At 64.3% G+C, this 17002-nt stretch carries 13 protein-coding genes; 11 read left to right on the top strand and 2 right to left on the bottom strand.

The annotated features are described in order from the left end of the window. Positions 1–329 precede the first annotated feature (329 nt). From hemE to rho, 3 genes are all read left to right on the top strand, one after another. Positions 330–1358, top strand: a complete 1029-nt coding sequence (hemE, locus tag FJW06_RS13220) for a uroporphyrinogen decarboxylase (protein WP_140752304.1) — start codon at positions 330–332, stop codon at positions 1356–1358. Then, entirely contained in the window at positions 1355–1882 is a 528-nt protein-coding gene (hemJ, locus tag FJW06_RS13215; RefSeq protein WP_140752302.1) for a protoporphyrinogen oxidase HemJ, read from the top strand. Before hemE ends, hemJ begins: the two co-directional genes overlap by 4 nt. Positions 1883–2135: 253 nt before the next feature. Then, positions 2136–3401: a transcription termination factor Rho gene (rho, locus tag FJW06_RS13210; RefSeq protein ID WP_127230347.1), complete on the top strand. Its 1266-nt coding sequence runs from the start codon at positions 2136–2138 to the stop codon at positions 3399–3401. A gap of 116 nt (positions 3402–3517) precedes the next feature. Here the strand turns inward: rho and FJW06_RS13205 are convergent, their stop codons facing one another. After that, the gene (locus FJW06_RS13205; protein ID WP_140752300.1) at positions 3518–5527 is read right to left on the bottom strand and encodes a thioredoxin domain-containing protein; all 2010 of its coding nucleotides are present in this window, start codon (positions 5525–5527) and stop codon (positions 3518–3520) included. Between the two features lie 127 nt (positions 5528–5654). On the opposite strand from FJW06_RS13205, the gene mnmE reads away from it, so the two are divergent. The 5 genes from mnmE to FJW06_RS13180 all read left to right on the top strand — a co-directional run bounded on the left by mnmE (position 5655) and on the right by FJW06_RS13180 (position 11553). Further along, on the top strand, positions 5655–6962 hold the full coding sequence (gene mnmE / locus FJW06_RS13200) for a tRNA uridine-5-carboxymethylaminomethyl(34) synthesis GTPase MnmE (protein WP_140752298.1): 1308 nt from the start codon (positions 5655–5657) through the stop codon (positions 6960–6962). 305 nt (positions 6963–7267) lie between these two features. Next, positions 7268–9142 carry a tRNA uridine-5-carboxymethylaminomethyl(34) synthesis enzyme MnmG gene (mnmG, locus tag FJW06_RS13195; protein ID WP_140752296.1) on the top strand — a complete coding sequence of 625 codons (1875 nt, stop codon included), beginning with the start codon at positions 7268–7270 and terminating at the stop codon, positions 9140–9142. Beyond that, positions 9139–9780, top strand: coding sequence for a 16S rRNA (guanine(527)-N(7))-methyltransferase RsmG (gene rsmG / locus FJW06_RS13190; RefSeq protein WP_140752294.1), 642 nt, complete (start codon positions 9139–9141; stop codon positions 9778–9780). Before mnmG ends, rsmG begins: the two co-directional genes overlap by 4 nt. Positions 9781–9797: 17 nt before the next feature. After that, positions 9798–10595: a ParA family protein gene (locus FJW06_RS13185; protein WP_140752292.1), complete on the top strand. Its 798-nt coding sequence runs from the start codon at positions 9798–9800 to the stop codon at positions 10593–10595. 64 nt (positions 10596–10659) lie between these two features. Continuing rightward, positions 10660–11553: a ParB/RepB/Spo0J family partition protein gene (locus FJW06_RS13180; protein ID WP_140752290.1), complete on the top strand. Its 894-nt coding sequence runs from the start codon at positions 10660–10662 to the stop codon at positions 11551–11553. A gap of 232 nt (positions 11554–11785) precedes the next feature. On the opposite strand, the gene holA is transcribed toward FJW06_RS13180, so the two are convergent. Further along, the gene (gene holA / locus FJW06_RS13175) at positions 11786–12832 is read right to left on the bottom strand and encodes a DNA polymerase III subunit delta (RefSeq protein WP_140752288.1); all 1047 of its coding nucleotides are present in this window, start codon (positions 12830–12832) and stop codon (positions 11786–11788) included. Between the two features lie 581 nt (positions 12833–13413). Here holA and FJW06_RS13165 point away from each other — a divergent pair. From FJW06_RS13165 to FJW06_RS13155, 3 genes are read left to right on the top strand one after another with little or no spacing between them, the layout of a single operon-like run. After that, entirely contained in the window at positions 13414–14646 is a 1233-nt protein-coding gene (locus tag FJW06_RS13165) for a 3-methyl-2-oxobutanoate dehydrogenase (2-methylpropanoyl-transferring) subunit alpha (RefSeq protein WP_140752286.1), read from the top strand. Between the two features lie 2 nt (positions 14647–14648). Beyond that, positions 14649–15662, top strand: coding sequence for an alpha-ketoacid dehydrogenase subunit beta (locus FJW06_RS13160; RefSeq protein WP_140752284.1), 1014 nt, complete (start codon positions 14649–14651; stop codon positions 15660–15662). A gap of 16 nt (positions 15663–15678) precedes the next feature. After that, entirely contained in the window at positions 15679–16995 is a 1317-nt protein-coding gene (locus FJW06_RS13155; protein WP_140752282.1) for a dihydrolipoamide acetyltransferase family protein, read from the top strand. Positions 16996–17002 lie beyond the last annotated feature (7 nt).

Genomic DNA, 17002 nt, shown 5'->3' with positions numbered 1-17002 from the left:
TTCATCCACAGCACACGGTTCGGGACGGAAAGCCCAAGCTTTTGACTCCAAAGCCTGAATCCGCTTCGTCCCCAGAGCCCTCCAAATTGCGAAAGCGAGCACGCGACAATATGCTGACTGGCCTTTTCGGGCCGCAGGCTGGACAGGTCGCAACCATCATAACCAACAGACTCTTAGAATCAGAAGACTCTTTTAAAATAGATATTTGATTTAAGAGACCGCACATGACCCGAACCAGAGGTTCGGAAAGGATCATGCGCTAGATGAAAGTGCTACAGCGTCCTTTGCGCATCTTAGGACGCGCGGCGCTGTAGAGAGGCGGACGCTGGATGGCTGGGAAACGGATCGTGCTCGACGTCCTCAAGGGCGAGACGGTTTCACCGCCGCCGCTCTGGATGATGCGCCAGGCGGGCCGCTATCTTCCTGAGTATAGGGAGACAAGGAGGCGGGCCGGATCTTTCCTCGATCTCTGCTACGACCCGGATCTCGCCGTCGAGGTGACGCTGCAGCCGATCGAACGCTTCGGCTTCGACGCTTCGATCCTGTTCTCCGACATTCTTGTCGTGCCCAATGCCTTGGGAAGGGACGTGCGTTTCGAGGAGGGCCGCGGGCCAGTCCTCAAGCCGATATCGGCCGCCGAGATCCCGGCGTTGAACGGCGATGTGTTTCACGTGAATCTCGAACCGGTCTACGAGACCGTGCGCCGGCTGCGGGCCAAGCTGCCCGAGGAAACGACGCTGCTCGGCTTCTGCGGCGCGCCCTGGACGGTGGCGACCTATATGATCGCCGGGCATGGCACGCCCGACCAGGGCCCTGCCCGGCTTTTCGCCTATCGCGAGCCCGAGGCCTTCGCGAGGCTATTGAAGACGCTGGCCGACCATTCGGCCGCCTATCTCATCCGCCAGATCGAAGCCGGCGCCGATGCGGTGCAGATTTTCGATTCCTGGTCGGGCGTGCTGGACGAACCGTCTTTCGAGGCTTTCTGCGTCGAGCCGGTGGCGGAGATGGTGCGGCAGGTAAAGGCGGCGCATCCCGATGTGCCGGTGATCGGTTTTCCCAAGGGCGCCGGCGAGCGCTATCGCGACTACAGGAAGAAGACTGGCATTGCCGGCCTCGGCCTCGACTGGACCGTGCCTTTGTCTATGGCGAAGGACTTGCAGCGCGACGGCGCGGTGCAAGGCAATCTCGATCCGCTGCGCCTGGTGGCCGGCGGCAAGGCGCTGGCCGACGGCGTCGATGCCATTTTGAAGACTTTGAGTGGTGGGCCGCTGATCTTCAATCTTGGTCACGGCATCACGCCGGAGACGCCGGTGGCGCATGTCGAGGCGATGGTGAAAATGGTGAGGAGCCAGCGATGAGCAACGAGAACAGCACTGGCCAGGCGATGAAGCGCATGGTGATCGGCATTGCCGTGCTCATCGCGCTGACGGCGCTGCTCTATTTCGTCGCTGGCGACGGCTTCTATCCCTGGGCGAAGGCGATCCATGTGATCGCGGTCATTTCCTGGATGGCCGGCATGCTCTATCTGCCGCGGCTCTTCGTCTATCACGTCGATGCGGAGAAAGGTTCGGTGCAGTCCGAGACCTTCAAGGTTATGGAGCGACGGTTGCTCAGGGGAATCATCAACCCGGCAATGATCGTGACCTGGGTGTTCGGGCTTTGGCTGGCCTGGAAAGGCTTTGCATTCCAGGGCGGCTGGCTGCACGCCAAGATCGCGCTGGTGCTCGTTCTGTCGGCCCTGCATGGTTATCTCGCCGCCGCAGTCAGGAAATTCGCCGGGGACAAGAACGAAAAACCGGCGAGGCACTGGCGGATCGTCAACGAGATCCCCACATTGTTGATGATCGTCATCGTCATCCTGGTCGTCGTGAAGCCGTTCTAGATCAGGAGCGTGGTTTTCTCCGGGAACCGGTCTCCGTTTTTGCTTACGTTGACCTCCGGTTCGGGACCGCGCTTTAGCTTCCTCCGACCCGCCAGGATCCGCAAAAGGCGGCTTGCTCTTTCAGGCGACCGACGATAAAAGACGGGTCTTCCTTCCCGTCATGCGCCGCCCCTTTCACTCGCTTTCGGCCGCGCCCGGCATTTGTCGCATCCAAGCCGATTTTCCTCCCAAAAGCCTACCCAGAGTCTATCTAATGCAAGAAATGAAACTCGCAGAGTTCAAGAACAAGAAGCCGCCAGAGCTGATCGCTTATGCCGAATCGCTCGAGGTGGAGAACGCCAGCGTCATGCGAAAGCAGGAGCTGATGTTCGCGATCCTGAAGAAGCTCGCCGCCCAGGATATCGAGATCATCGGCGACGGCGTCGTCGAGGTGCTGCAGGATGGTTTCGGGTTCCTGCGCTCTGCCAACGCCAACTACCTGCCGGGTCCCGACGACATCTATATCTCGCCGTCGCAGATCAGGCGGTTTTCGCTCAAGACCGGCGACACCGTCGAAGGACCGATCCGCAGCCCGAAAGAGGGCGAGCGCTATTTCGCGCTGCTCAAGGTCAACACCATCAATTTCGACGATCCGGAAAAGATCCGGCACAAAATCCACTTCGACAATCTGACGCCGCTCTATCCGACCAAGCGGCTGAAGATGGAGGTCGACAATCCGACCTCGAAGGATATCTCGCCGCGCGTGATCGACCTTGTCGCGCCGATCGGCAAAGGACAGCGCGCGCTGATCAACGCGCAGCCGCGCACCGGCAAGACGGTGCTGATGCAGAACATCGCCCATTCGATCACCGCCAACCATCCGGAATGCTATCTGATCGTGCTTCTGATCGACGAGCGTCCGGAAGAAGTGACCGACATGCAGCGCTCGGTGAAGGGCGAGGTGATTTCTTCGACCTTCGATGAGCCGGCGGCGCGCCACGTGCAGGTCGCCGAAATGGTGATCGAGAAGGCCAAGCGCCTAGTCGAACATGGGCGCGACGTCGTCATCCTTCTTGACTCGATCACCCGCCTCGGCCGCGCCTATAACACCGTGGTGCCATCATCGGGCAAGGTGCTGACCGGCGGTGTCGACGCCAACGCGCTGCAGCGCCCGAAGCGCTTCTTCGGTGCCGCCCGCAACATCGAGGAAGGCGGTTCGCTCACCATCATCGCCACCGCGCTGATCGACACCGGCAGCCGCATGGACGAAGTCATCTTCGAAGAGTTCAAGGGCACCGGCAACTGCGAAATCCAGCTTGACCGCAAGGTGGCCGACAAGCGTATCTACCCGGCGATGGACATCCTCAAGTCCGGCACCCGCAAGGAAGACCTGCTTGTGCCGCGCGCGGACCTGCAGAAGATCTTCGTGCTGCGCCGCATCCTGGCGCCGATGGGAACGACCGACGCGATCGAGTTCCTCATCGACAAGCTCAAGCAGACCAAGACCAACGCGGACTTCTTCGATTCGATGAATACGTGATGGGCCCGCCTCACCTTCCCCCTTTGGGGAAGGTGTCGCCGAAGGCGACGGATGAGGGGTGCTCCAGGGAAAGCCAGCGTCTCACTCCGCTGGAACACCCCTCATCCGTCTCGGTGCTATCGCCGCAACAATCTTTCCAACTCCTCCGCATCCGTCACCGCCGGCAGGCACACCTGCCCGCTGCAGAACCAGGCGCCTAGCTTATCCGTCGGCGGCAGAACGCCGCCTGGCAACAAAGATCGATTCGCTTCCGTACCGATCGGCACGACGATATCGACCCTGCGCGGATCTGGATTCCGATTCGCAACCGGAACAAGGCTTGAGGACTCTGGCTTGTCTATGATGACGAGCTTCAAGGGCTCAAGCGCCAGGACACAGGCGTTGACGATGCCGGCCTGGCCGTAGGCCTGCTGGGACGTGCGGCCCATGGCATGCTCGGCGGTCGTCCAGGCTTTCTCCCAGAGATCGAGATCGCCGGTGAGCGAAGAAAGCCGCACCAGCGCTTCGATAATCTGGCTCGTCGCCGAGGGGATTGCTTCATCGACGTCGCCGCGGATGCGGATCGGAACGTCGCCGCTGTCCGACGCCGTCAGCCAGTAGCCGGTCTCGTCGCCGTCCAGGTGCCGGCGGTCGAGTTCGCCGATCAACTGTCGGGCGCGATCGGAATAGGCCGAATCGCCGGTTGCCTCGAACAGCGCGATCGCCGCGTTGGTCATGGCGGCATAGTCGCTGGACAGCGCCGGGAAGAGTTTTTTCGCGCCGAGCATGGAATGCGGCAGGCGGCCATCTTGACCGGCCTCGACGATATGGCCGAACGCCTTGGCTGCAGCCTCGATCCAATCTGGGCGCTCAAGCGAACGGCCCGCCTCGGCGAGTGCCGCAATCATCAGCCCGTTCCAGTCGGTGAGCGCCTTGCCGTCGCGGCCTGGCCTGACGCGTTGTTCGCGAACAGCCAGGAGCTTCGCTTTCAAGGAAGCGAGCCGAGCATAGTCGGCGAGGCTTTGCTGTGCTTCGGTCTGGCGGATGATCGGCTTGCCTTCCCAGCCATGTGGCGCGGCGAGCTCGAAATAGTCGAAGAAGGTCGAGGCATCGCCGCCAAGCGCGGCTTCGACTTCCTCGCGGCTCCAGGTGTAGAAAAGCCCCTCCTCGCCATCACTGTCCGCGTCGAGGCTGGCGGCGAAGGCGCCGCCTTCGACCCGCATCTCGCGCAGCAGCCAAGCGACAGTCTCTTCGATTCGGACCCGGAACAAGTCGTTTCCGGTGGCTGCATGTGCCCAATTGCACAGGCGGATCAGCTGGGCGTTGTCGTAGAGCATCTTCTCGAAATGCGGCACCAGCCATTCGGCGTCGGTCGAATAGCGGCTGAGGCCGCCGCCGACATGATCGTAAATGCCGCCGGCAAGCATTTTTTCGAGGCTGGCGAGCACGGCGTCGCGATGCGCGGCCTGGCCGTCGCGCAACCAGGACAGCCAAAGCGTGTGCATGAAGGGCGCGTTGGGAAATTTCGGCGCGCCCTTCAAGCCGCCGAGGTCACGGTCGATCATGCCGTCGATGCGGCCGGCGAGATCGGCGAGCGTGTCGCGATCGAGCACCGCCTTGCCTTTTGCACCGGCCAATCGCTGCTCGACATGGGCGGTCAACCCGTCGGCGCTCTCGGCAAGGCTCTGCTGCTTTTCGCGCCAAGCCTTGTCGACCGCTTCCAGGACCTGGATGAAACCCGGCCTGCCATAACGAGCCTCGCGCGGAAAATAAGTGCCGCCCCAGAAGGGCTTGCCGTCGGGCGTGAGAAACATGGTCAGCGGCCAGCCACCCTGCTCGCCCATGGCATGGAGCGCGGCCATATAGATCTGGTCGATGTCCGGCCGCTCCTCGCGATCCACCTTGATATTCACGTAGAGCCGGTTCATGACGGCCGCCACGGCGTCGTTCTCGAAGCTTTCATGGGCCATGACATGGCACCAGTGGCAGGCGGCGTAGCCGATGGAGAGCAGGATCGGCCGGCCCAGCTCCTTGGCTTCGGCAAGGGCGGCCGGCGACCAGCCGCGCCAATGGACGGGATTGTCGCTGTGCTGCCGCAGATAGGGGCTGGCTTCGTTGGCAAGCAGGTTTCGCGCGGGCAAGGTCACGTTGGCGGCCTCGGCAGTCGGGTTTGATGGGGCAACTGGGGAGCATGGTGCCGAAAGGTGTGAAGCGGCCGACATGCTCTATCTTCTAATCTAGGCGGTTCGGCAGGTCCGGCAAATGATTTCGCCAATGGCTTCGAAGGATTCGATCGCAGCGCTTTCCAGCGGCCGCCTGCCCGCCGGCATCGCGGTTATCCGCATGTCCGGTCCGATGACTCGATTCGTGATCGAAACGATCGCCGGGCCGATTAAGGATCGGTTTACCAATTTGCGGACGCTCAGGGCGGCGGATGGGTCGACGATCGACCATGGGCTGGTGCTGTTCTTCCCCGGCCCCGGCAGCTTCACCGGCGAGGACGTCGCCGAGTTCCAAGTCCACGGCAGCCGCGCCGTCGCGGCCAAGATGCTGGAGACGATCACCAGCTTCGAAGGGGTCAGGCACGCCGAACCGGGGGAATTCACCCGTCGCGCCTTCCTCAACGGCCGGCTGGATCTGGTCGAGACGGAGGCGCTGGCCGACTTGGTCAATGCCGAAACAGAGGCGCAGCGCCGCTTTGCGGTGCACAATGCCGAGGGCGCGCAGAGCGAACTGTACTCAGGCTGGCGCCGGCGGCTGATCCACGCGCGGGCCATGATTGAGGCGGAGATCGATTTCGCCGATGAAGAGGATGTGCCGGGTTCCGTTTCGGAGGCGGTCTGGTCGGACTTGTCGGCGATGGTCGGCGAAATCGAACGGCACATCGAAGGGTTTAAGGCCGCGGAGATCATCCGCGATGGTTTCGAGGTGGTGATCCTCGGTGCACCGAATGCCGGGAAATCCAGCCTGTTCAACGCCTTGGCGAAGCGCGAGGCCGCGATCGTCACCGATGAGCCGGGCACGACCCGCGATCTGCTCGAGGTGGTCATGGACCTCAAGGGGCTGAGGGTCCGGCTTGTCGACACGGCTGGGCTGCGTGAGGCTGCAGGCAAGGTCGAGTCGATCGGGATCGAGCGGGCGCGCGCCAAAGCGAAGGAGGCGGATCTGGTCCTGATGCTGGAGGATATGGCCGACCCGGTTTCTGTCGGCGATGTCCCAAGCGGAGTCCCGCTGCTGAGAATCGGAACCAAGTCGGATATCGCCGATATCGGCGTCGGTGCTTACGATCTGGTGATTTCCTCCAGGGACGGCAGCGGCCTTGATCTCTTGCTGACCGAGATCGGGTCCCGAGCCGCCGCCGCGGTTGGCGAGGCGAGCGATGTCCTGCCATCCAGGCTGCGCCATGTCGAATTGCTTGGGGAGGCGACGGGTTTCTTGCGGGCGGCGCTGTCGAGACGCAGCCCGGAGCTGCGCGCCGAGGAGCTGCGGCTGGCGGCTGAGCGTCTTGGCCGGATCGTCGGCGCGGTCGATGTCGAGGATTTGCTCGACGTCATCTTTTCGCAGTTCTGCATTGGGAAGTGATTCACGTGAAACACGGCTGGGGGCGCTACCCCGCAATGATTCACGTGAAACACCGCCGGCGCTGTGAAAGGGGCTTGGAACTGTGTCAGCCGAGATGGCGCCTTCGGCGGAGCTGCCAATCCCCCCAGGTGGGGGAGATGCCCGGCAGGACAGAGGAGGGCGCTGTCCGCCGGCTTCTCATTGTCCCGCTGGGGATGCCAAAGCTACCGTTCATTGTTTCACGTGAAACGAGTTCACCCTCTCCTTGACACCGGCCGCCGTCGGGGACATGTGTCAATCCATCTCTGAAAGCGGATTCTTGGAAAATGACCGATCACTATGATGTGGTGGTGGTGGGCGGCGGCCATGCTGGATGCGAGGCGGCAAGCGCGGCCGCGCGCGCCGGCGCCAAGACCGCGCTGGTGACGCTGCGTTTCGACACGATCGGCGTCATGTCCTGCAACCCGGCGATCGGCGGTCTCGGCAAGGGCCATCTCGTGCGGGAGATCGACGCCATGGATGGGCTGATGGGCCGCATCGCCGATGCCGCCGGCATACAGTTCCGCCTGCTCAACCGCCGCAAGGGCCCTGCCGTGCGAGGGCCGCGCACCCAGGCCGACCGCAAGCTTTATCGCTTGGCCATGCAGGAAGCGATTCGGCAGCAGAACGATCTCGACGTGATCGAAGGCGAAGTTCTCAACTTTGAAATCGTGGAAGGACGGGTGGCGGCCGTGCAGATATCAGGCGACCGCCGCTTGGCCTGCGGCGCCGTCGTGCTGACCACCGGCACCTTTCTGCGCGGTCTGATCCATATCGGCGAAAGGAAGATCGTCGCCGGGCGCATGAACGAGCAGGCAAGCCACGGCCTGTCGGCGACCATGGGGCGCGCGGGTTTCAAGCTCGGCCGCCTGAAGACCGGAACGCCCCCTCGCCTCGACGGCCGCACCATCGACTGGAGCTCGCTGGACGCCCAAGCGGCCGACGAGGATCCGGTGCCGTTTTCGCTGCTGACCGACGCGATCGCCAACCCGCAAATCCATTGCGGCATCACCCGGACCATGCCGGCGACGCATGAGCTGATCCGTGCCAATCTCGGCCGCTCGGCGATGTATTCCGGCTCGATTGAAGGGGTCGGGCCGCGCTATTGCCCGTCAATCGAAGACAAGATCGTCAAGTTCGGCGACCGCGAAGGCCATCAGATATTCCTTGAGCCGGAAGGTCTCGACGACCACACCGTCTATCCGAACGGCATCTCGACCTCGCTGCCGGAGGATGTGCAGCTCGAGATCCTCAAGACCATTCCCGGGCTCGAAAAGGCGACCATGCTGCAGCCGGGCTACGCCATCGAATATGACCATGTCGACCCACGCGAGCTGAAGACGACGTTGGAGACGAAGCGCGTCGCCGGCCTGTTCCTGGCCGGCCAGATCAATGGCACGACCGGTTATGAAGAGGCGGGCGCGCAAGGCCTGCTCGCCGGGCTCAACGCGGCGCGCAAGGCAGCCGGCGGTGACGAAGTCGTGCTCAGCCGCACCGAGGCCTATATCGGCGTGATGGTGGACGACCTCACCAGCCGGGGCATCGCCGAACCGTACCGGATGTTCACCTCGCGCGCCGAGTTCCGGCTTTCGCTGCGCGCCGACAATGCCGACGACCGGCTGACGCCGCTCGCGGAAAAGCTCGGCATCGCGTCGTCGGAGCGGCTGCAGCGTTTTGGCAGCATGGCGCGGAAGCTCGACGGGGCCCGTGCCTTGGCCAAGTCGGTCACCTGGACGCCTAACGAGGCGGCGCGCCTCGGGCTGGAAATCAACCGGGACGGCGTGCGCCGTTCGGCCTACGAGCTTTTGGCGCATCCGGGCGTCGACATGGCCTGGCTCGCCCGTGTCGAGCCGCGCTTTGCCGCGCTTGACGCCAAGACCACCGACCGGCTCGAAACGGAGGCGAAATATTCGGTTTACCTCGACCGCCAGAAAGCCGATGTCGCGCAGATCAGGCATGAGGAATCGCGGCTAATCTCGGAGGGGATCGACTTCTCCGATGTGCCGGGCCTCTCCAACGAGCTGAAGCAGAAGATGAAGACGCGCCGGCCGCGTTCGATCGCCGATGCGCAGCGCATGGAAGGCATGACGCCGGCGGCGCTGGCTATCATCGTCGCGCATGTCCGCAATGCCGAGCTTGTCGCGCGGAGGTCCGTGGCGTGAGCGCAAATGCATGGGCGGGCCTGCAGAAAGCAGCGGGTCCGGTTTCACGTGAAACATTCGAGCGCCTGCAGGCCTTCGAACAGCTGTTCCTGAAATGGAACCGCAGCATCAATCTGGCGGCGCCATCGACGCTGGACGATGTCTGGCGCCGGCATATCCTGGACAGCGCGCAACTGGCGCCGCTCGCGCCCATTGCGACCCGCTGGGTCGATCTCGGCTCGGGCGGCGGATTTCCCGGATTGGTGCTCGGCTTCCTGCTTAGAGAGCGTCCCGGCGCATCGATCGATCTTATCGAGAGCAACCGCAAGAAAGCGTCGTTCCTGCAGTCGGTCATCGGCCAGTTCGATTTGCCGGCCCGCGTTCTGGCCAAGCGTATCGACGGTAGCTATGGGCTTGTTTCCGCACCGGAAATCGTTACGGCGCGGGCGTTGGCGGCGCTCCCGGACCTGCTCGACCTGGCCGCGCCCTGGCTGAGCAAAGGGGCGCGCGCGCTTTTCCATAAAGGCCGGGATTACCGGGCCGAAGTGGAAGAAAGCACTCACCGCTGGGCCTTCAATCTGGTAGAACATTCGAGCATGACCGACCCACATGGCGTCATCCTGGAAATCACCGACTTGCGCCCGGCGAAACAGCAATGAATTACTGGCATAGGCCCATGAGTACAGCACCCCGTATCATCACTGTCGCCAACCAGAAGGGGGGCGTCGGCAAGACGACGACAGCCATCAATCTGGCGACGGCGCTGGCCGCGATCGGCGAGCGCGTGCTGATCGTCGACCTCGATCCGCAGGGCAATGCCAGCACCGGGCTCGGCATCGACCGCAAGGACCGTACCGTCTCGTCCTACGACGTGCTGACCGGCGAGCTCGAGCTCGAAGCAGCCGCCGTGCCGACGGCGGTGCCGGGCCTGTCCATCGTGCCCTCGACGCTCGACCTGCTCGGCATCGAGATGGAGATCGCCTCGGCGCCCGACCGCGTGCTCAGGCTGCGCAATGCGCTGCGCGCAGCGGCCGAGCGGTCGGCGCCGTTCGGCTATGTGCTGATCGACTGTCCGCCCTCACTCAATCTTTTGACTTTGAATTCAATGGCCGCAGCCGATTCCGTTCTCGTTCCGCTGCAATGCGAGTTCTTCGCGCTCGAAGGCCTCAGCCAGTTGCTGGAAACGGTGGAGCAGGTCCGCTACACGATCAACCCGGACCTTACCATCCAAGGCATCGTGCTCACCATGTATGACGGGCGAAACAATCTCGCCAACCAGGTGGTGCAGGATGTGCGCACCCATATGGGCGATAAGGTCTATGACACGATCATCCCGCGCAATGTGCGCGTTTCCGAGGCGCCGTCTTACGGCAAGCCGGCGATCCTCTATGACCTGAAATGCTCGGGCAGCCAGGCCTATCTGCAGCTCGCCTCCGAAGTGATCCGCCGCGAGCGCAAGCTGCGCGCCGCCTGAGCGCCGGCAACCGCCAGCTTTGGTTAATCGGCCAATTCGATTCCGAAACGATCTGGATGCTATAATGAGCGAAGACCAATCAAGAAAAAGACTGGGCCGTGGCCTGGCGGCGCTGATCGGCGAAATCGACCGTCCGGCGGCGCCGGAAAAGCCCAGCGCTGCGGTGACGGCCGACGGGAAGGTGCCGATCGAATTCGTCAGCCCGAACCCGAAGAACCCGCGCCGGCATTTCGGCGATGCCGAGCTCACCGACCTTGCCCAATCGATCCGCGAGCATGGCGTTGTGCAGCCGGTGGTGGCCCGCCCCTCGCCTTCGCAGCCCGGCCGCTACGAGATCATCGCCGGCGAGCGGCGCTGGCGGGCGGCGCAGCGCGCCGGCCTGACCGAGATTCCGCTGATCGTGCGCGACGTCAACGACCGCACAGCGCTGGAACTGGCGATCATCGAGAACGTGCAGCGCGCCGACCTCAATGCGGTCGAGGAGGCGCAAGGCTACCAGCAACTCATCGACGAGCATGGCTACACCCAGGCCGATCTCGGCCAAGTGATCGGCAAGAGCCGCAGCCATGTCGCCAACACGCTGCGTCTGCTGAAGCTGCCCCCCGTCATCCACTCGATGCTGGTCGACGGCGACCTGTCGGCAGGCCATGCCCGCACGCTGGTCACCGCCGAGGATCCGGCCGGGCTTGCCAAGCGCATCGTCAAGGAAGGGCTTTCCGTGCGCCAGGCCGAAGCGCTGGCGCAGATGCCCGCCGGACCGACGCCGGCCAAGGCGAAGTCCGCCCCGGGCGCGCCCGAGAAGGACCCCGACACGCTGGCGCTGGAGAAGCTGATGACCGACACACTCGGCATGATCGTCAGCATCGAGCACAAGGCCAAGGGCGGCACGCTGCGCGTCGATTACCGCTCGCTCGAGCAGCTCGACGAACTCTGCCGGCGGCTGAAGGACGAGCGGTAGGCGGCTGGCGCAACACGGTATTTGGCGGTTGCTGAGGTTTTGGCTGAACGCTGGATATAACTGATATATCGGTGATAAACAACGAACGGGCTGGCGTTACGCTGGCCCTTTTTTGTTTGCGCGGGCGCGCGGCGAGGATACTGGGAGCTGCAAATCTTCCCTTGCGACGAGATTCCCGGGGAGGAAGGGAGGAGCACCCCCTGTCCTGCCGGACATCTTCCAAGGGGGCAGATCAGCCGCGCTGCCCCAGCCGCGCGCTCTCGATCGCGATCCCCAGCAGCGCCTGCCTGGCCAGCGCCTCCGACAGGTCCGGCCGCTTGCGCGTCTGCAGCACCGCGGTCTGCAACCGGCCGAGTGCACGGCCAAGCGCCTCGACGTTCCAGCGCTCCAGGGTCTTTTCCACCAGCTTGCGGCGCGAGAAGAAGACGGGCGGGCGGGCGCCGGCGACAACCGAGGCGGCGTTGCGGCCGCCGCTCTCCATCTGGCCGCGCATCACCTGGACCGCCTGCAACTGCCGCATCGCCGAGGACAGCACCAGGAAAGGGTGGCCGCCGGATTGGCAGTGGCGGTTGAAGGCGATGTCGAAGTCGCCGACCCTGCCGTCCAGCATGGCGTCGACCGCGGCGTCGAAGGATGCGCCGGAGACATCCCCCGACAATGCATTGACGTCGTCGACGTCGATTTCCTTCTGGCCGAGCGCATAGAGCACCAGCTTCTCGATCTCGCCGCGCGAGGCGAGACGGTCGCCGCCGAGATTGCGGCGCAGCGCCTGGCGGGCGTCCAGCGTCATCGACATGCCGGCCTTGCGCAATTCGTCGTCGATCACCGTATCGAGGTCGCGGGCCTCGTCGGCGTAGCAGGGCAGAGCGATCGCGTTGCCGGCGGCCTCGACGATGGCCCTGAGGCCCGTGCCTTTCTTCAGGTCGCCTGCCTCGATGAGGATGATCGCATCCTTCGCCGGTTCACTCGTCAGAGTCTTGATGTCGTCGGCCAGCGCCTTCTGGCCGCTGGCATTGCGCACCCAAAGCAGCCGCCGGTCGGAAAACATCGGCACAGTGCGCGCCTCGTCAAGCAGCCGGCCCTCGTCGCGGTCGACTTCGGCGCCGTCGAGCTTGACCACCGAAAACGGGTCGTCCAGCGGCAGGCCGGTTTTGGCGGCGAAGGCTTTCGCCCGCTCGGCGACAAGGCCGCGGTCTGGACCGTAAAGCAGGACGATTCCCATGGCGGGATCGGGCCGCGCCAGCCACGAATCGACCTCGTATCCTTTCTTCTGTGCCATGTGGGGTGAGTTAGCATGGGGCGGGGTGGGGGAACCAGCGTTTCGAATGGGTTGAGTTCACGTGGCGGATACCGCGAGCATTTCGGTTCACATCAAAACGATCGCATGAGCCTTCGCCTGCTAATGTCGAAAAGTCGGCGCTGCCGCTCATTGCCCTGCCGGGCACTTCTCCCCGTACAGTGATGGGGAGAAGGGGCTGGCCGCAGTGCAGGCTCCCTTCTTGCAGCGCTGGCTATTGGCGAAGCCGTTGGCGACAGCGCCCCTCTCCCCGTCACTATACGGGGAGAAGACGCCGGCAGGCAGGTGAGGGGCAGCGCCAGCGTCGGTAATTGGAGGCTGTGACAGCCAATCTTGCTGCCTCTTGCGCCTAAGTCGCGCCAACCATTCGCAAATTGCGCGCCAGCCAAAAACATCGACAAGAAATTTCGTCGCCATATCTGCATCTTGAGCCTGCGCGCCGCATCGGCTGGTCGAGGCCGGCGGCCGGGGAGGAAGACCGTGCCGGGACCCGGCGAATTGGCAATGGTCCGGCGGCGCGGATGTGCAAAGATCGCACCGGCAACATTGGAGGATGTGAGCTCATGGCCGATGCTGGAATGTTGCGGTTTCATGTGCCCGAGCCCGAGGTGCGGCCCGGCGGCACGCCCGACTTCTCGAATGTGACCATCCCCAAGGCCGGCTCGGTGCCGCGTCCCGAGATCGACGTCGATCCGCGCGCCATCCGCGACATGGCTTTCTCCATCATCCGCGTGCTGAACCGCGCCGGCGAAGCCGTCGGGCCGTGGGCCGGGCTGCTGAGCGACGAGGAACTGCTTCAAGGCCTGCGCCACATGATGACGCTCAGGACCTTCGATGCGCGCATGCAGATGGCGCAGCGCCAGGGCAAGACCTCGTTCTACATGCAGCATCTCGGCGAAGAGGCGGTGAGCTGCGCTTTCCGCAAGGCGCTCCAGCCGGGCGACATGAACTTCCCGACCTACCGGCAGGCCGGTCTGCTGATCGCCGACGGCTATCCGATGGTCTCGATGATGAACCAGATCTATTCCAACGAGGCCGATCCGCTGAAGGGACGGCAGCTGCCGGTGATGTATTCCTCGAAGGAACACGGCTTCTTCTCGATCTCGGGCAATCTGGCGACCCAGTATATCCAGGCGGTCGGCTGGGCGATGGCCTCGGCGATCTCCAACGATTCGCGTATCGCCGCAGCCTGGATCGGCGACGGCTCGACCGCGGAGTCCGATTTTCATGCGGCGCTGGTCTTCGCCTCGACCTACAAGGCCCCTGTCGTGCTCAACGTCGTCAACAACCAGTGGGCGATCTCGACCTTCCAGGGCATCGCGCGCGGCGGTTCCGGCACGTTCGCCGCGCGCGGCCTCGGCTTCGGCATTCCTTCGCTGCGTGTGGACGGCAACGACTATCTCGCCGTCCATGCGGTGGCGAAATGGGCGGTCGAGCGGGCGCGCCGAAATCTCGGGCCGACGCTGATCGAATATGTCACCTACCGCGTCGGCGCGCATTCGACGTCCGACGATCCGTCGGCCTACCGGCCGAAAGCCGAATCCGACGCCTGGCCGCTCGGCGATCCGGTCATCCGGCTGAAGAACCACCTCATCCACAAGAAAGTCTGGTCCGAGGATCGCCACATCCAGGCGGAGGCCGAGATCCTCGAGACGGTGATCGCGGCGCAGAAGGAGGCCGAAAGCCACGGCACGCTGCATGCCGGCGGCAAGCCGTCGACGCGCGACATGTTCGAAGGCGTCTATGCCGAGATGCCGCCGCATCTCAGGCGCCAGCGCCAGCAGGCGGGGGTCTGATCATGCCCAGAAAGACCATGATCGAGGCGATCCGCGACGCGCTCGACGTCTCGATGGGGCGCGACAACCAAGTCATCGTCTATGGCGAGGATGTCGGCTTCTTCGGCGGCGTCTTCCGCGCCACGCAAGGCCTGCAGGCCAAATACGGCAAGAGCCGCTGCTTCGACGCGCCGATCAGCGAGTCCGGCATCGTCGGCTCGGCCATCGGCATGGCCGCCTACGGGCTGCGGCCCTGCGTCGAGGTGCAGTTTGCCGACTATGTTTATCCGGCCTACGACCAGATCGTATCGGAGGCGGCGCGGCTGCGTTACCGCTCGAATGGCGACTTCACCTGCCCGATCGTGGTGCGCATGCCGACCGGCGGCGGCATCTTCGGCGGCCAGACGCACAGCCAGAGCCCGGAAGCGCTGTTCACCCATGTCTCCGGCCTGAAGGTGATCGTGCCGTCCAATCCGCACGACGCCAAGGGGTTGCTGATCGCGGCGATCGAGGATCCGGATCCGGTGATCTTCCTCGAGCCGAAGCGGCTCTATAATGGACCGTTCGACGGCCATCACGACAAGCCGGTGACGCCATGGTCGAAGCATGAGCTTGGCGAGGTTGCCGACGGCCATTACACGATCCCGCTCGGCAAGGCAGCGATCCGCCGGCCGGGTTCGGCCGTCACCGTGCTCGCCTATGGCACGATGGTCTATGTGGCGCAGGCAGCGGCCGAGGAGACCGGCGTGGACGCCGAGGTGATCGACCTCAGGACTCTGCTTCCGCTCGACCTCGACGCGATCGTCGCCTCCGTGAAGAAGACCGGCCGCTGCGTCGTCGTGCACGAGGCGACGCTGACCTCCGGCTTCGGCGCCGAGCTGGTCTCGCTGGTGCAGGAGAACTGCTTCTACCACCTGGAAGCGCCGGTAGCGCGGGTCGCCGGCTGGGACACGCCCTATCCGCATGCGCAGGAATGGGACTATTTCCCCGGCCCGGCGCGGGTCGGGCGCGCGCTGATTGAGACAGTGGAAGCTTAGATTGGGGAGGCCTGAAATGGGCGAGCACGTCATTAAGCTTCCCGATGTCGGCGAAGGCGTCGCCGAGGCCGAGCTTGTCGAGTGGCATGTCAAGGTCGGCGACCTCGTGCGCGAGGACACGGTTCTTGCAGCCGTCATGACCGACAAAGCGACCGTCGAAATCCCCTCGCCGGTCGATGGCGAGATCCTGTGGCTCGGCGCGGAGATTGGCGACACGGTGGCGATCGGCTCGCCGATCGTGCGGCTGAAGGTGGCCGGCGAAGGCAATGTGAAGGCGGACATCGGTCGCAGCGACGCGCCGAAGGCCGGGGCTCCCGCCCAGTCGGCCGGGCCGAAAACGGAACCGCAGCCGAGCGCCCCGATGCCCGCACCCAAGCCAGCCGACCCGCCGGCCAAGATTTCGCCGGCAGCCGCGCCAAAGGCCGCGCGCCCCACCTCAGTCTCCGGCACGCCGCGCGCGGAAGGCGAGAAGCCGCTGGCTTCGCCCGCCGTCCGCCTGCGCGCGAAGGAAGCCGGCATCGATCTGCGTCAGGTGCCGGGCAGCGGCCCGGCCGGGCGCATCAGCCATGAGGATATCGACGCCTTCGTCGCGCGCGGTCCGCAGCTCGCCCGCGCCAGCGGACATGCCCGGAAGGATGGCGTCGAGGACATCAAGGTCGTCGGTCTCAGGCGCAAGATCGCGGAAAAGATGTCGCTCGCGAAATCGCGCATCCCGCACATCACCTATGTCGAGGAGATCGACGTCACGGCATTGGAGGAGTTGCGCGCCACGCTGAACAAGGAGAAGCGGCCGGATCGCCCGAAGCTGACGCTGCTGCCCTTCCTGATGCGGGCGATGGTCAAGGCGATCGCCGAGCAGCCCAACCTCAACGCGCTGTTCGACGACGATGCCGGCATCATCCACCAGCACGAGGGCATCCATATCGGCATCGCCGCGCAGACGTCGAACGGGCTGGTGGTGCCGGTCGTAAAACACGCCGAGGCGCGCGACCTGTGGGACTGCGCCACCGAGGTCAACCGGCTGGCCGATGCGGCGAAGGCCGGCACGGCGAACCGCGAGGAGCTGTCCGGCTCGACCATCACCATCACCTCGCTCGGCGCCATGGGCGGCGTGGCGACGACGCCGGTCATCAACTATCCAGAAGTGGCGATCGTCGGCGTCAACAAGATCATGGTGCGGCCGGTCTGGGACGGCACGCAGTTCGTCCCGCGCAAGATGATGAATCTGTCGTCCAGCTTCGACCACCGCGTCATCGACGGCTGGGACGCCGCGGTTTTCGTGCAGCGCATCAAGGCGCTGCTGGAAACGCCGGCGCTGATCTTCGTGGATTAGAGGGGCG

The sequence above is a fragment of the Mesorhizobium sp. B4-1-3 genome (genome assembly GCF_006439355.1).
Lineage (GTDB): Bacteria > Pseudomonadota > Alphaproteobacteria > Rhizobiales > Rhizobiaceae > Mesorhizobium.
This window is presented reverse-complemented; position numbering and strand designations above follow the sequence as displayed.